Source organism: Microbacterium sp. LBN7, from assembly GCF_045690345.1.
Taxonomy (GTDB): Bacteria; Actinomycetota; Actinomycetes; order Actinomycetales; family Microbacteriaceae; genus Microbacterium.
In genome coordinates this window covers 2,959,330-2,973,523 of the sequence record NZ_CP147856.1, presented here as the reverse complement: position 1 = coordinate 2,973,523, position 14,194 = coordinate 2,959,330, and the positions used below count along the sequence as shown (strand labels likewise).

Annotated in this window: 8 protein-coding genes; 2 read left to right on the top strand and 6 right to left on the bottom strand. The window is 70.9% G+C overall.

Annotated features, from left to right (window positions below; genetic code table 11):
• Positions 1-16: 16 nt before the first annotated feature.
• Positions 17-2,038, bottom strand: a complete 2,022-nt coding sequence (locus LBN7_RS14320) for an LPXTG cell wall anchor domain-containing protein (protein ID WP_407360037.1) — start codon at positions 2,036-2,038, stop codon at positions 17-19.
• Positions 2,039-2,246: 208 nt separating this feature from the next.
• Between LBN7_RS14320 and LBN7_RS14315 the strand changes: the two genes are divergently transcribed.
• Complete coding sequence (locus tag LBN7_RS14315) at positions 2,247-3,995, top strand: ATP-binding protein (protein WP_407360036.1); 1,749 nt, start codon at positions 2,247-2,249, stop codon at positions 3,993-3,995.
• On the top strand, positions 3,983-4,648 hold the full coding sequence (locus tag LBN7_RS14310) for a response regulator transcription factor (protein ID WP_116635647.1): 666 nt from the start codon (positions 3,983-3,985) through the stop codon (positions 4,646-4,648). Before LBN7_RS14315 ends, LBN7_RS14310 begins: the two co-directional genes overlap by 13 nt.
• A gap of 47 nt (positions 4,649-4,695) precedes the next feature.
• Here LBN7_RS14310 and LBN7_RS14305 read toward each other — a convergent pair whose 3' ends face one another.
• The 5 genes from LBN7_RS14305 to LBN7_RS14285 form a co-directional block, all read right to left on the bottom strand.
• A complete protein-coding gene (locus LBN7_RS14305) occupies positions 4,696-7,311 on the bottom strand; it encodes an NHLP bacteriocin export ABC transporter permease/ATPase subunit (protein ID WP_407360035.1) in 2,616 nt (871 codons plus the stop codon).
• On the bottom strand, positions 7,308-9,506 hold the full coding sequence (locus tag LBN7_RS14300) for an NHLP family bacteriocin export ABC transporter peptidase/permease/ATPase subunit (protein ID WP_407360034.1): 2,199 nt from the start codon (positions 9,504-9,506) through the stop codon (positions 7,308-7,310). The genes LBN7_RS14305 and LBN7_RS14300 overlap by 4 nt, the downstream gene beginning before the upstream one ends.
• The gene (locus tag LBN7_RS14295; protein ID WP_407360033.1) at positions 9,503-10,321 is read right to left on the bottom strand and encodes an HlyD family efflux transporter periplasmic adaptor subunit; all 819 of its coding nucleotides are present in this window, start codon (positions 10,319-10,321) and stop codon (positions 9,503-9,505) included. Before LBN7_RS14295 ends, LBN7_RS14300 begins: the two co-directional genes overlap by 4 nt.
• A gap of 106 nt (positions 10,322-10,427) precedes the next feature.
• A complete protein-coding gene (locus LBN7_RS14290; protein WP_407360032.1) occupies positions 10,428-11,810 on the bottom strand; it encodes a SagB family peptide dehydrogenase in 1,383 nt (460 codons plus the stop codon).
• Positions 11,807-14,122, bottom strand: coding sequence for a TOMM precursor leader peptide-binding protein (locus tag LBN7_RS14285; protein ID WP_407360031.1), 2,316 nt, complete (start codon positions 14,120-14,122; stop codon positions 11,807-11,809). Before LBN7_RS14285 ends, LBN7_RS14290 begins: the two co-directional genes overlap by 4 nt.
• Positions 14,123-14,194 lie beyond the last annotated feature (72 nt).

The window sequence follows — 14,194 nt, the reverse complement described above, 5'->3', positions numbered from 1 at the left end:
TCTGTGCTGTCGCCGACTACTCGGCCGGGTGGTGCCGACGGCGCCGTGCGAACAGGAGCAGCCCGCCCGCGAGCGTGAGGCCCGCCGCCAACGCGAACGTCAGCACGTCAGCGGTTCCGCCCGTCTGGGCCAGCGAGCCCTTTCCGGACGTCGCGCGTCCCGCCGCTGCGGCTGCTGCCGCGGCAGCTGCCGGATCGAGATCCGTGAGGGGCGGGTTCTGCGCGCCTCCCACGCCTCCCGGTGTCCATCCGGGGATCGGCTCGCTCTCGTCCCAGAAGTTCCAGTTGTCGAGTCCGACCCGCGGGAAGTCGGCGATCACGTTCTGCAGGATGTAGAGCCTGTCTCCATGCAGAACGTAGATGTCGCCCTCGGTGTGGATCATCTGCGGTGCGCCGACGATGAAGGCGCTGCGACCGGGCTTGATCTCGACCTCCTGCTCATCGGTGTAGGAGGTCTCGTTCGCGATCTCGTAGCCGAACGAGGCCTTGATCTCGGCCTTGTACTTGACACCGAGCCCTCCCTCGATCCCGAGCGTCAGCTCGGTCCCGAAGGATGTCGTGGTCGACTGCTTCGACGTGAACTTGAAGATGTGCTTGATCGGCTCGGGGTGCTCCATGTTGCCCCACTTGGGCGACATCACCCGATGGGTCCCCGGCTGCTGCACGACGGTCGCGAGCGAGAGGTCGCAGTCGTCCGGCCGGTTCGTGCACACGTCGCGGTAGAGCTCGCTCTGACGCGGGCGCTCCGTCGCCGGGATGACGATGATGTCGCGCTTGGCCACGATGATCGTCGCCGCCAGATGACCGCTGTCGACTCGATCGCCGGTCGCCGTGCAGGTGTACGGCGTGGCCCGCGGGCTCTTGAGGTCCTGCCATGGCGTCGAGCCCGTGGGATCCACATCGAAGATCCAGCACGACGTCTGGTTGCTCCCCGAACGGTTCCGGCTCACGATGCCGGCGATGTAGTACTTCGACGGGACCACGGTGGGCACCCCGGCGACGTCCTTCGTCTCCTGGATCCGGTAGGAGAACCACGTCTTGGCCATGTCGGGTTCGACCGAGGCCGTCTTGTCGGACTCGCGCTGGAGCGTCGAGAACGTGGTGGTGCCGCCCGCGGCGACGTTCTCCGTCCCCGCGATCCGGAACGGCTGCTCGAAGGTGAAGTTCCCCTCCGAGAGCGATACCGGGCCGACCGCGTGGATCGTTCCCGACGACTCGACGTAGCGATTCATCTCGATCGCGAACGTGTAGCGCACGTTCGGGAAGCTCTGGGTGCGGTGCGGGAAGCACGTGTACGGCGCAGGGGTCGCGACCACTCCGCCTGCACGCGGGTCGCCCGTGAAGACGTCGCACTCCGCGTAGCTGGTTCCGCCCTCGACGTGCATGCGCGCCTGGATCCAGGTGCTCTCATCGGGTGCGTGCGGCATGTCCATGCGGACCTTGTAGACGACCGTCGCATCGATGCCCGTCGCGGCGGCGTCGGCGTAGGTCCCCGTCACGTTGAAGACGTTCGTCGCGGTCGCCGAGACGCTGCCGGGCACAGCGGAGACGTGCCCCTTCGTGGTCCCGGTGAGCGCCCCTTCCACGAGCGTGACCCGGTACAGGTCGACGCTCGCCCAGAGCGTGGCGTGCTGCTCGGCGAGCGCGCCGACGCCACCCGCGTCCTCAGCGGCGTCATCAGCGGCGTCATCAGCGGCGTCGTCCTGCGGGACGACCGGCGCCTCTTCCTCGTCCGGCACGACCTCGTCGAGTCTCGGCTCAGGAGCGGCGCCCTCGTCGTCGGACGCCTCCGGCACACCGGCATCCGGGGTTCCCTCGGCATCCGGCTCTCCCTCTGCATCCGGCGGCGACACCGCCGGATCGACTGCCTCGACGATCGGCTGTTCGGCCGACCCGTCGTCGGCGGCGGCGGGAAGCGCGAGCGCACTCCCCATGGCGAGCGATGACGCGATCAGCATCCCGGCTGTCACGATCGCGGCGGCCTTTCTTCGTATTCCCATGTTCTCGTCCCTGGAGTCGGTCGCTCCGGTGCGAGGCACCCGAGCACGGTGAGTGACGCGGCGCGGCACTCCCGATCCATGCTCCGGGGCGCCCAAGGTGCACACCATGGACCTGGGTCGCGCCTGTGCGCGGGCAGGACCGGGGTCCTCGCCGAAAGGGGACTCAGGTCGCTTGTTCGGTGCCGGGCCGTGCAGGAGGGTGAGATCTGATCGCAGTGCACACCCTGCTCTCTCGAGAGGGACTCCCTTGTCTTCAGACCGCTCCATCTCCCCCCTCACCGATCCGACGCCGCGCCGGCTGCAGGGCGGGAGGGTGGGTTCGCTCGAGCTCGCCCTGATCTTCATCGGCCTGCTCTGCGGACTCATCGGCGTGATCGTGCTCGCGGTCGGGGCGGATGCCGGCGGCAGCCTGTTCGAGGTCGTCGAGTTCGTGGTGCTCTTCTGGATCTGGGTGGCTGCGGGCATCTGCGCCTGGTGGCGCCGACCGACGAACGGGATGGGCGGTCTCCTGCTCATCGGCGCCGTCTCGATCCTGCTCGTCGCGACGGGGTACCTCGACGCCCCGGCCCTGATCCCGCTCTACAAGGTCTTCGGCAGCAGCACCCTCGCCGTCGCGGTGCACCTGCTGCTCGCCTTCCCCTCCGGACGGCTGCGCGGCCGCTTCTCGACGTTCATCGTCGTGTACGTCTACATCATCGCGATCGGATTCGGCACCGCGCGAGCACTCGCGGAGGGGACGGCGGCCTTCGGTCCCCTCTCGTTCGCGCAGACCTGGCTCGGGCTCTCGGCGATGATCATGGCGGCGATCGTGATGGTGCGACGTCTGCGCGCCGCCGACCCCGCCCACCGACGTGTGCTGCTCCCGCTCTTCGTCTACGGCATCATCGCCGTCGTCGGGCTGCCGAACGTTCCGAACATCCTGTTCCCACTGGGCGCCTCACCGGTACTGATCGTCTCGCTGCAGATCCTGCTCCTTGCCGGTCTCCCGATCGCCTTCCTCCTCGGCGTGCTGCTCGGCAGCTTCACCCGGACGACGCCGCTCGAGGCGCTGAGCGAGTGGCTCGCCATCCGCGGGGCGAGCCGTCCGGCGGTCGCGCAGGCGCTCGCCACGACGCTCGGCGATCGCTCGTTGCGGGTCGTCTACCGGGATGCCGCACAGCATCGTTTCGTCGATGAGGACGGCGCCGAGGTCGCGATCGACGAGACCGACGGCGAGCGCGGCTGGCTCCAGGTCGTCGTCGACGAGGAGCTCGTCGGCGCCGTCGAGTACGACGCGCGGATCATCGCCGACCCGTCTCCCGTGCGCCGGGCCGCCGAGGTCCTCGCCATCGCCCTGGACCGCGAGCGCCTGACCACGCAGCTCCTGTCGAGCAACGAGGCGCTCACCCACTCCCGCATCCGCATCGTCGAGGCCGCCGACCGTGAGCGCTTCCGCATCGCCCGCGACCTGCACGACGGCCTGCAGATGCAGCTCGTCCTCCTCGCGATCGAGGCGCAGACGATCGCCAACTCGGCCTCGGACTCCTCCGTCACCGGAGAGGTCGAAGCCCTCCGCCACGGCATCGACGCGGCCGCCGCCGACCTGCGACACCTCGTGCACAACGTCCTCCCGGCCGCGCTGCTCGAGCAGGGGCTCGTGGCCGCGACCGAGGACCTCGTGGATCGACTCGCCGTTCCCGCGACCCTGCACGCCGAACTCGACGAGACGATGATCGCCACCTCGACCGCCCACACCGCATACTTCATCGTCGCCGAGGCGCTGTCGAACACCGTCAAGCATGCGCGGGCGTCGAACGTGCGCGTCACGATGGCACAGCGCGACGGTGTCATGCGGCTCGAGATCGAGGACGACGGGATCGGCGGCGCGCGCATCGGTGCGGGAGTCGGCCTCCGCGGTCTCGCCGACCGGGTCGAGGCGCTCAAGGGCACGATCGAGATCCAGTCCGAGCCCTCGGCCGGAACGAATGTGAGAGTGGAGCTGCCATGCGTGTCGTGATCGGCGAGGACGAGGTGCTGCTGCGCGAGGGGATCGCGCACATCCTCGCGCGGGACGGCCTCGACGTCCTCGCCAGCGTCAGCGACGCGGCGCAGCTCGAGCGAGAGGTGGCACGTCACGCGCCCGACCTGGTCGTGACCGACATCCGGATGCCGCCGACCTATACGGACGAGGGCCTCGTGGCCGCGCTCCGCATCCGTCGCACCCACCCCGACATCGGCGTGGTCGTCGTGTCGCAGCACGTGCAGCGCCGCTACGCGACCGAGCTCCTCGAAGGAGGGGGCGGAGGCTTCGGGTATCTGCTCAAGCAGCGCATCGCCGACGCCCACACGTTCACGACCGACATCCGTCGCGTCGCCGCTGGCGGCACCGCGCTCGATCCCGAACTGGTGTCGGTGCTGGTCGCGCGGGCGAGTCGGGGCACCTCGGCGATCGGCCGTCTGACGCCGCGTCAGGTCGAGGTGCTCGGGCTGATGGCCGAGGGGCGCAGCAACGCCGCCATCGCCGCCCAGCTGGTCCTCAGCGAGAAGGCCGTCGTCCAGCACACCTCGAACATCTACGACGCCCTCGGGCTGCCGGTCGACGCCGACGACCATCGCCGTGTGCTCGCCGTCATCCGGCACCTGCAGGCGGCCGTTCCCCCTGCGCGCTGAGGCGGGTTGCCGGCGCAGTTCGGGCGTGGACGCATCGCATCCGAACCTCAGGCGAGCTGGCGCCGGGCCTGCGCCGCGAAGGCTCCGTCGTGCGCCATGAGCTCGTCGAAGGTCCCTGATTCGAGGACGCGCCCCCGCTCGAGGTAGTAGATGCGGTCGGCATCCATCACGGTGCTCAGTCGGTGCGCGATCACGATCCTCGTCACCGAGAGGCGGGCCAGGCTCTCGGCGACGACAGCCTGCGTCACGTTGTCCAGCGCGCTCGTCGCCTCGTCGAAGAGCAGGATGCGCGGGTCCCCCGCGAGCGCTCGGGCGATGAGCAGCCGTTGACGCTGTCCGCCGGACAGCGTCGACCCGCCCTCCGAGACGACGGTGTGCATGCCCATGGGCATCGCGCGCACATCGTCGGCGAACCCCGCCCGCTCCGCCGCGCGCCAGGCGGCATCGATCCCGAGACCGACGGCATCCCCGAGGATGTTCGTGAGGATCGACCCGGGCAGGGGTTCGACCGTCTGCAGCACCACCCCGAGCTGCCGCCGCACGGCGCGCAGGTCGAGGCCGGCGAGATCCTGGTCGTCGAGATAGACGCCGCCCTCCTCGGGCGTCTCGAATCCGAGCAGGAGACGTCCGAGGGTCGACTTGCCCGAGCCGGAGGGACCGACGAGGGCGACCGCGCTGCCGGGAGGGACGCTGATCGACACGTCGTCGAGCACCGCCGGACCCTCCGGGTCGTAGCGGAAGGTGACGCCGCTGAACTGCACACCCCCGCGCAGCTCACCCGGCTCGGCCTTGTCGGCGTCGTCCTCCGGGTGCTCCTGCAGCACCGGCAGCACGCGCGTCATGCCGGGTGCCGCCTGCACGAGCTGCGTCACCACGGCGATGATCGAGAGCACCGCGCCGATCACCTGCCCGAAGGCGGCGTTGATCGCCAGGAACTCGCCCGGCCCCGCGAGCGGCGGATCGCTGAGCCCGACCGCGGCGAACAGCACGAGAGACGCGATGACGGGGAACGCGGCCATCGCCACGATCGACACGTTCTGCGCACGACGGACCCCGTTCTGCGCCGCCCGCCGCGCGCGGAACCGCTCGGCCCAGCGCTCGAAGGCCTTCTCGTGGGCTCCCGCGACCCGGAGCTTGCCGATGCCGGACACGAACTCCATCACGAGTCCGCTCAGCTGCCCCGCCGTGTCCTCCACGGCCCTCGAGCGCCGCAGCTGCGCCCGGCTCGAGAAGACGACGAACGCGGCGAGCACGGCGAGCAGCAGCGTCGCGATCATCCCGAACGCGACACTGTAGAACCAGATGAGACCGAGACTCAGCACGGTGGTCGCGACACCGAGGAGGGCGACGACGGCACCGCTCCCGAGCACCTGCACGATGGTCTCCACCGACTGCATCCGCACCGCGAGGTCACCGGACGAGTAGCGGCGGAAGAACGTCGCCGGCAACGAGAGCAGCCGATTCCAGACCGCCGCAGCGAGGAACGTGCTCACCCTCCCCTGCACGCGCAGCACGGCGATCGCCGTGGTGAGCTGCAGCAGGGCACCGGCCACGGCCGCCACGATCAGGGCGAGCGACAGCTGCAGGAGATCCGGCAGGTCGGCCTCGGGGATGACGGTCCCCACGATCCGCCCGGTCACGATCGGAACCGCGAGCGCCACGACGGCCGAGCCGAGCGCGAAAGCGACCAGGCGGGTGATGTCGCGACGGGAGTGAAGCAGGGCATCGCCGAGCAGTGCCGACAGCGACACCGCTCCTTCGGGGAGGGGCCGGTACACGACGACCGCATCCGCATCGATGGTCGAAGCGACCTTCTCGTCGACCAGCACGCGCGCCCGCGTCTGCGGATCGATCAACTCGTATCGTGTGAGTCCGCGGGGCAGCAGCGCGACAGGTGCGCCGCCGTCGACGAGGTGCGCGAGCATCGGGCCGGTGCTGTGCGTCCACCATCCGCGGGTCAGGCTCACGCTTCGCGTGCGCACCCGCGCGCGGCGCGCCAGCGTCGAGAGTCGATCCGTGATCCCGGCTTCTGCGGGCACCGGCGCGGAGGTCACCCCGAGCGACCGGGCGATCACGGCGAAAGCGGCGTCGAGAGGGTCACCGGCGGCCACGCCCGCGGCGACGGGATCGGGCCGTCCGACCAGGGAACGAAGGCTCTCGAGGCCGTTCGCCATCGACGACATCCGGCCCATACGCCGGGCACGCACGCGCGCCGTGCCGTCGAGCTCGACGGCACGGCGTCGCGTCCGGATCGTCCGGAGGAGTCGTTCGGCGGCATCCGCCGGCGCGGGCACCTCCTCCTCGGGCTTCTCTTCGTCGAGCGCCTCGTCCTCGGGCGCCTGATCCTCGAGCGCCGCGGTCATCTCCTCGATCCACGAATCGCGCTCCGAGGCGCTCGGCGCGTCGAGCTCTCGGACGACCGTGCCCGCCGACCCGACCGCGAGCACATCGACCTCCAGCGCGCCCGATCGGGGGATGCCGTGCACGCGACCGCCTGCTCCGACGCTCAGGAGATGGATGCGAGGTGCGGAGGTCTCGGCGTCGAACGAGGCGAACACCTCGAGCGCGCCGTGCACGACGAGCCACGATCCTTCGGCACCCGAGAGCAGCAGCGGCGTGTTCGCCCCGACCGCCGTGCCGCTCGCGACCCGCTCCCCGCTCATCGGACACCCGCCTCGGCCGAGAAGAGGAGGCTGTACGGGCCGCCGCTGCCGATCATGTCCTCATGGGTCCCGCGCTCGACGATGCGACCGCGGTCGAGGACGATGATCTCGTCGCAGTCGCGGATCGTGCTCAGCCGGTGCGCGACGATCAGCGTCGTGCACCCGCGCCGGCGGATGTTGCGGTCGATGAGCTCCTCCGTCGTCGGGTCGAGGGCGCTCGTCGCCTCGTCGAGGATCAGGATGCTCGGCTCGGCGACGAGCGCGCGGGCGATCTCGAGCCGCTGTGCCTCGCCGCCGCTGAAGTTGCCGCCGCTCTCGCGCACATCGGCCGAGTAGCCGCCGGGCCGTCGTGCGATCTGGTCATGGATCAGGGCGTCCTGTGCCGCGCCGACGACACGCGCCGCGGGGATGCTCGCGTCCCACAGCGTGAGATTGTCGCGCACGGAGCCGCTGAACAGTCGGATGTCCTGGTCCACGAGGGCGACCGACGCGGTGATGGTGTCGGTCGGCCAGGAGTCGCGCGGGCGTCCGTCGAACAGCACCTCCCCGCTCCACGGAGCGTGGAGCCCCGCCACCAGACGGCTGATCGTCGACTTGCCGCTGCCCGACCCGCCCACGAGCGCGACGCGGCTTCCCGGATGCACCGTGATGTTCACGGCATCCAGCAGCGGCGGCTCGAGCGGGCTGTATCCGAAGGTGACGTCGCGCAGCTCCAGCATCCCCGCGAGTCGCACCTCGGGGTCCCCGTCCCCGCGCTCGTCGTCGTCGACCACCGGGTTCGCCAGCACGTCGTCGAGCCGCTCCAGGTCTCCGCCGATCTCCTGCAGCGTCCCGCCGAGCTGCACGAAGCGCCCGATGGGCTCGGTGGCTCTTCCCATGAGGGTCTGGAAGGCGATGAGGGTGCCGAGACTCATCGCTCCCCCGATCACCTCGCGCCCGCCCCAGCCGAGGATCGCCGCCGTCGTGAGCGCGGCGATCAGCGGCGGCGCGACGGACAGTGGCAGAGAGGCGCGTCCGAGCCGCTGCGTGCCCGAGACCGTCCGCGCATGCAGGCCCATGATCTTCGTGAACAGGTCGGATTCGCGACCCGCCGCCTTGATCGACTCGATCGAGCGGATGCCGCTCATCGCGCTTCCGAGCAGGAGACCCTGGTCCTGCAGCATCCGGAGCACCTCATCGCGCCGTCGGGTTCCGACCGCGCGGAGGATGAGCACGTTGAGTGCGATCCCGACGACACCCAGCAGCGCGAGACCCGGGCTGTAGCCGAACATGACGACGAAGTAGAAGATGACGACGACCGAGTCGATGAGCGCGGTGGCCACCTCGCTCGACAACAGCACGGCGACGCGGTCGTTGCGGGGAACACGCCCGGAGATCTCCCCGGGCGAGCGCGCGGCGTGGAACGGGATCGGCAGCCGCAGGACATGCCAGAGGAAGGCGCTCGAACTGTGCAGCGAGAGCTTCGTCTCGAGCGCGAGGAGGTAATGCTGCCGAAGGGCCGTGAGCAGGCCGATGGTCGCGGCGGCTCCGGCGAGAAGGCCGAGGATCGGCCAGATCGCCCCCGGCGTCTCAGCGACGAGCACCTGGTCGACGAACGCCTTCATCAACACGGCTGTCGCCAATCCCGGGATCACCAGGGCGAGTCCGGCCAGCACCACGTAGAGCAGCCCGGAGAGCGAGTGTCCGAGGCGCCGCCCGAGACTCGTCAGGAGCGGTGGCGGCTTCCCGCCCTTCGCGAACTCCTCGCCCGGCTCGAGGCGCAGGACGACTCCGGTGAAGCTCTTGTCGAACTCCTCCTCCGTGACGGTGCGCGAACCGACGGCCGGATCCTTCAGGAACCACCGGCCCGGCGCGTACCCCTCCACCACGAGGAAGTGATTGAAGTTCCAGAACACGATCGCCGGCAGCGCCCCGACACGGAGCTCGTCCGGCTCCTGGCGGTGGCCGGTCGCCGTCATGCCGTATCGCCGCGCGGCCTTGACGATGTTGCTCGCCTTGACCCCGTCCCGCGAGACACCGCTCGTCTCGCGGAGCTCGTCGAGGGGGACCCAGCGCCCGTGATGGGCGAGGACCATCCGCAGCGACGCCGCTCCGCACTCGGCGGCCTCCATCTGGATGACGGTGGGCACGCGCTCGCGCCGCGCCCGCGGGATGAGCGTCGCGGTACGCACGGTCGGCGGAGCGCTCGAGGTCATCCTGCGGCGCGATCGGCCGGGAACAGGAGGGTGATCGGAGTCTGCGCGGCGATCGTCACCGTCGAGTTGACGAGCGTTCCGGCGCTCAGCGGTTCGTCAGGGCCCTGACCGGATGTCCAGGCGTAGCCGCTGGGCGTATCGGCCGGGGTCAGCGCCACCTCGACCTGGAACACCGGAGCGCCGCCGACGACGATGCTGGTGATGTCGTCGTTGTTCAGGAGTGCTCCGACGCCGGCGCGCGTGGCCGGATGGGATCCGACCCTCGTCACCGTGCCGAGCAGCAGACCGTAGTCCTCCGGTGCGACCGTCGTCACCGCGATCTGCACCGACATCCCCGGCTTGATGGGCTGACTGCCCGCCACCGGGATGTACACGAACGACCGGAGCTCGTCCTCGGGCTGGATCGAGACGACGGTCCCGCCCGCTGCCACCGCATCGGTGGGATACGCGAGCACCTCCACCACCTCGCCGCTCGCGCTCGCCGGGATCTCGACTTCTCCCGACGCGGTCGCGACGATGGCGACCGGCTCGCCCCGCGACACCTGGTCTCCCGGCGACACGAGCATCTCGGCGACCACGCCCTCCTCGGGCGACAGGCTGTTCGAGCTGCCGTACTGCGTGGCCAGCACTCCGGCCGCCGGCATCGTGGTCAGGACCGTGCCGAGGAAGCACCACACGATGAAGGCCACCAGCACGAGCCCGACGGCGGCGAGCGCCAGCCACCCGGCAGGCCGCACCAGCCGCACCTCGGTGTCGAGCTGCTCCGGACTGGAGAGGTGCGCCATCGCGCTCGCGCGGTACACCGGCGAACTCACCATGGCCTCCTGTCCTGCGCCCCGATCCTGCCGGCGCGCTGTCCCCGAAGCCCCCACGATGGCACCGGGTGCGTTCGGGAGCCATAGACCCAGGTCCCCTGGGTGCTCACGATCCGAGCATCAGCTCGCCGACCGATGTCTCCGCGAGCGGATCGGTGCCGGCGGCGCGGGAGAACGCCTCGCTGTCGCCTCCCCCGAGCGGGCAGCTGCCGAGGCCCATCGCGGTGGCCGCGAGCTGCATGGTCTGGTAGACGACGCCGACGTCCTTCAGGAGGAGCGCGTACGCGATGCTCTCGTACTTCCACGACAGTCGGGCGAAGTCGGCGGCGAGGATCACGAGCACGGGCGGGACAGCGACGGCGCCGGATGCGCGGCGGGCCTCCTCGAGGAGATGGGAGACGAGAGGACCGGCGGGAGCCACGAGCTCCAGCCGATGCCCGATCGGGTCGTAGCGGTAGAGACCGCCGCCGACCCCGTCGCAGGCCGAGATCGCGAGGTACGTGATGAGCTCGCTGATCCCTCCCGCCGCGGCGTGCGGGCGATCCAGTCGCGGGTATCCGTGCGCACCCTCTCCGGCGGCGAGCTCGCGGCGCACCCGGACCGTGCGGAAGAGGAACTCGCCCAGTCGCGCGAGATCGAGCGGTGCGAGCTCTCGTCGGGATACGCGCTCCTCCATGGCTCGCGCGAGCGGCACGTCATCGACCAGGAGCCGCTCCAGATCGGGGCGGGGCAGAGCGATCCCCGTCCGCCCCGCAGCATGCCGCAGGGCGGCCGGCGCCGGATGCCGCTCCGCGAAGCGGAAGGTGCCCCCGCGAGCATGGTCCCCCCTGCCGCCTCTCGAGCGCGCGTGCAGCTGCAGGTCGTGCGGCTCCCATGGCGCGATAGCGGGATCGCGATCCTCCCGCGCGGTACCGTCCTGATCGACCTCGACGAGGAGGCCTGCGGCGCACAGGTCGGCCACGAGCCGGGGATCGTCATCGCCTCGCGCGACCGGGCTGTGGGCGAAGGACAGGACCGTCGCCCCCGCCGCGGCCGAGAGCTCGACGCGCATCGACGCGATCGGCGATTCCAGCACGAGAGCGTCGCCCCGGCGAGCCAGGTGGGCGAAACGCGACAGACGCACTCGCGCCCAGGGAGCCGGCGGTTCGCGGGCGAGATCAGGAGCGTCGGCGTGCACCGGCACGAACGCCGCGAGGATCGACCCGTCGGCGGCGAGGTGGCGGAACTCGATCAGCCCCTGAGCGATCGCCCGTCGGCTCCACAGCAGCCACCGCGCCCGTCCGAGCGGGTCACCGGCATCCGCCACGGCGTCGAGCGTGGCCGCATCGGCCGGGCCTGCCCGGAGGCGATCGAAGGCGCGGCGTTCCGGCGTCCCCGACCGCGGCACGGCCAGGGCGGACCGCGATCCTCGGAGGACGGATGCCGATCCGTGCGCAGCCGGAACCTCGACCACCTCGCCGCGCAGAGCGAGAAGCGCCCGCGCGTTCACAGGAAGAAGGGGATCGGGTTGAGATCGGCGGGGGTCCTCGGCCGGTCGAGCCAGCCCAGCTGGACGGGCACGTCGTAGAGCCGCCCCTCGGCGAGACGCGACCAGAAGGGCCGCAGTCCCGGCACGATCACGCGCGCGACCGGGAGTCCGATGTCGGGCCGGGTCTGATCGAGCACGAGCAGCGAGAGCCCGGCGCGCTCGACCCGCTCGCGGCAGAGGCGCACGTCCTCCGCGAGATCGGCACCCGTCAGACTCGGATGGTCCGCGAGCCGCCAGGGCTGCGCGCCCGGGTCCGGCACGAAGTGCGGCTGATCCTCGATGGTCGCCGTCCGCAGCCACGCGACGAGCTCCTCATCGGCATCCAGGAAGGCGGCATCCTCGAGGTGCTCGTCGGTCGTCGACATCTGCCCGATCTCACCGAGCGCCCGCGTGATCGCGACCAGCGGATCGAGATGGGCGCCGAACCCCATGAGCAGCGCCTCCGGTGAGCCGGCGGTGCGGCGCGAGATCGCCGCGAAGGTCGGGATGCCGAGATCCGTCGTGACGTCGATGGCCCAGATCTCGCGTCCCTTTCCGGCGTACTCGCGCACCACGCCGTCGATCCACGGATCCCCGAAGCTCCCGAGATCGACGGCGGGGCGGCGGACGCGGTTGTACCACCACATCGCGACTCCATCGCGTTCCACGAGCTCGAAGAACCCCTGCAGGATCGCCTCGGTGAGCGTGTTCCCTGCGGCGCATCCGTTCGAGTTCGACGAGATGCCCATCTCCCGCGCTCCCGGGGTGCCGTAGTAGCAGAGCGCGGTGGGCAGCAGCAGCTCGCGGTCGTCGCTCAGCGACCAGACCGGCGTCCAGTCGATCACCGCGTCCTCGTCGAAGCGGGCGGGCACGCGGTTGAACCACCCCGCCCCGGCATCCGTCGTCCCCGCCCCGTCGAGCTGATCCTCGCTGAAGAGCATGACGCGGTTGGGGTGCAGCGCTCGATCTCCGAGACCGCGGAGGCTCCCTCGCACCGTGTGCTCCTCCCCCTGACGCATCGAGGAGTACCTCTCGAGCGCCTCGGCGAGCGCGCCGGTGCGCGCCTGCTCCCGAGTCGCGCCCTTGCCCGCCGAGCGCGCCCGCACCGTCAGATCGAGGGTCAGGAGGTCTTCGGGCTCGAGGCCGAGGTTGGATCCGGCGGACCAGACGTGCATGCCGTCGTACCGGGTCGCCTGCTCCTCGATTTCGGCGACGGCGCCGGAGAGGGCGCTGATGTGATGTCGGAATCGGCGGAACGTCTCCTCGGGTGTCGCGGTGCGCAGCCCGCCGCCGACCTCGAGCCTCGCCCTCTCGGGACTCGGCTGCACCCGCGAGGTCGGCGGCGGTGTCGGATCGCCGCACGCGGGGCACTGCGGTCGGCGCACGACCACGTGGGGCGAGGTGGTCCAGTCGGCGACCGCCAGGCGGGCGATGTACGACGATCCGGATGGCGCATCCGCGATCTCGAGGGGAGCGATGCCGCGCAGCACCTTCGCGACCTCGAGAGCGACGAGCCGCCCGACGAGCCCTGCCGACCGTTCGGTGGAGAGCATCGGCACCGTGAGCGGGCTGCCGTCGTCCGCGCCGAGCGCGGCATGGATCCTTCGTCGCGTGCGGCGCCTGTTCATCAGGCACTCCCAGCACGCCGTCTCACCCGGTCGGAAGAGCGGACCCATCCAGACGTCGTGCGCATCGGGGCGCACGAGCACCCACGGGACGCCGCTCGCGAGGCTCGACCGGTTGATCTGCTCGAGCGCCTGGTCGGTGTAGTCGTCGGCGAGGACGAGGCGCAGATCGGCGGAGACGGCGAGGAACGACGACGCATCCCGCGACACGTGCACGACGGCGGCGTCGTCTCGCAGTGCCACCGCGATGACCTCGAGGATGTCGTCGGGCACCCCGGCCGTCGCGAAGACGGCGACGGCCTGGAGCGAAAGGCCGCGATCGTCGGCGCCGAGTCCGGCCCAGAACGCCCGCTCCCGGTCGCCGGCGTGGTCGGTGTGCGGCGCGATCACTCCGCGCCGGTGCAGCTGGTGGATCGCGAAGAGCACGCGTTCGGCCGCATGGGCGCCGGCGAGCGCGGCCACGATCCCGTCGGATGTGCGGGTGCCGTCGACCAGCCCGAGGACCGCATCGAGCACGGCGCCGCGCAGCAGCGAGGAGTCCTCCCCCTGCAGCACGACGACACCGGCCCCGTCGAGTCCACGGACCACGACCCGGGGATCGAGCGCCCACGGAGCCCCCTCAGGCGGTGTGACGCGCGCCGTGGATGTCGCGGCAGCGGAGATGGTCATCGGAGAGGTCCGTTCGACGTCGGGAGCGGGAGAGGACGATGATCGCCGTGCGGTGCGGCCTCGAGGCACAGC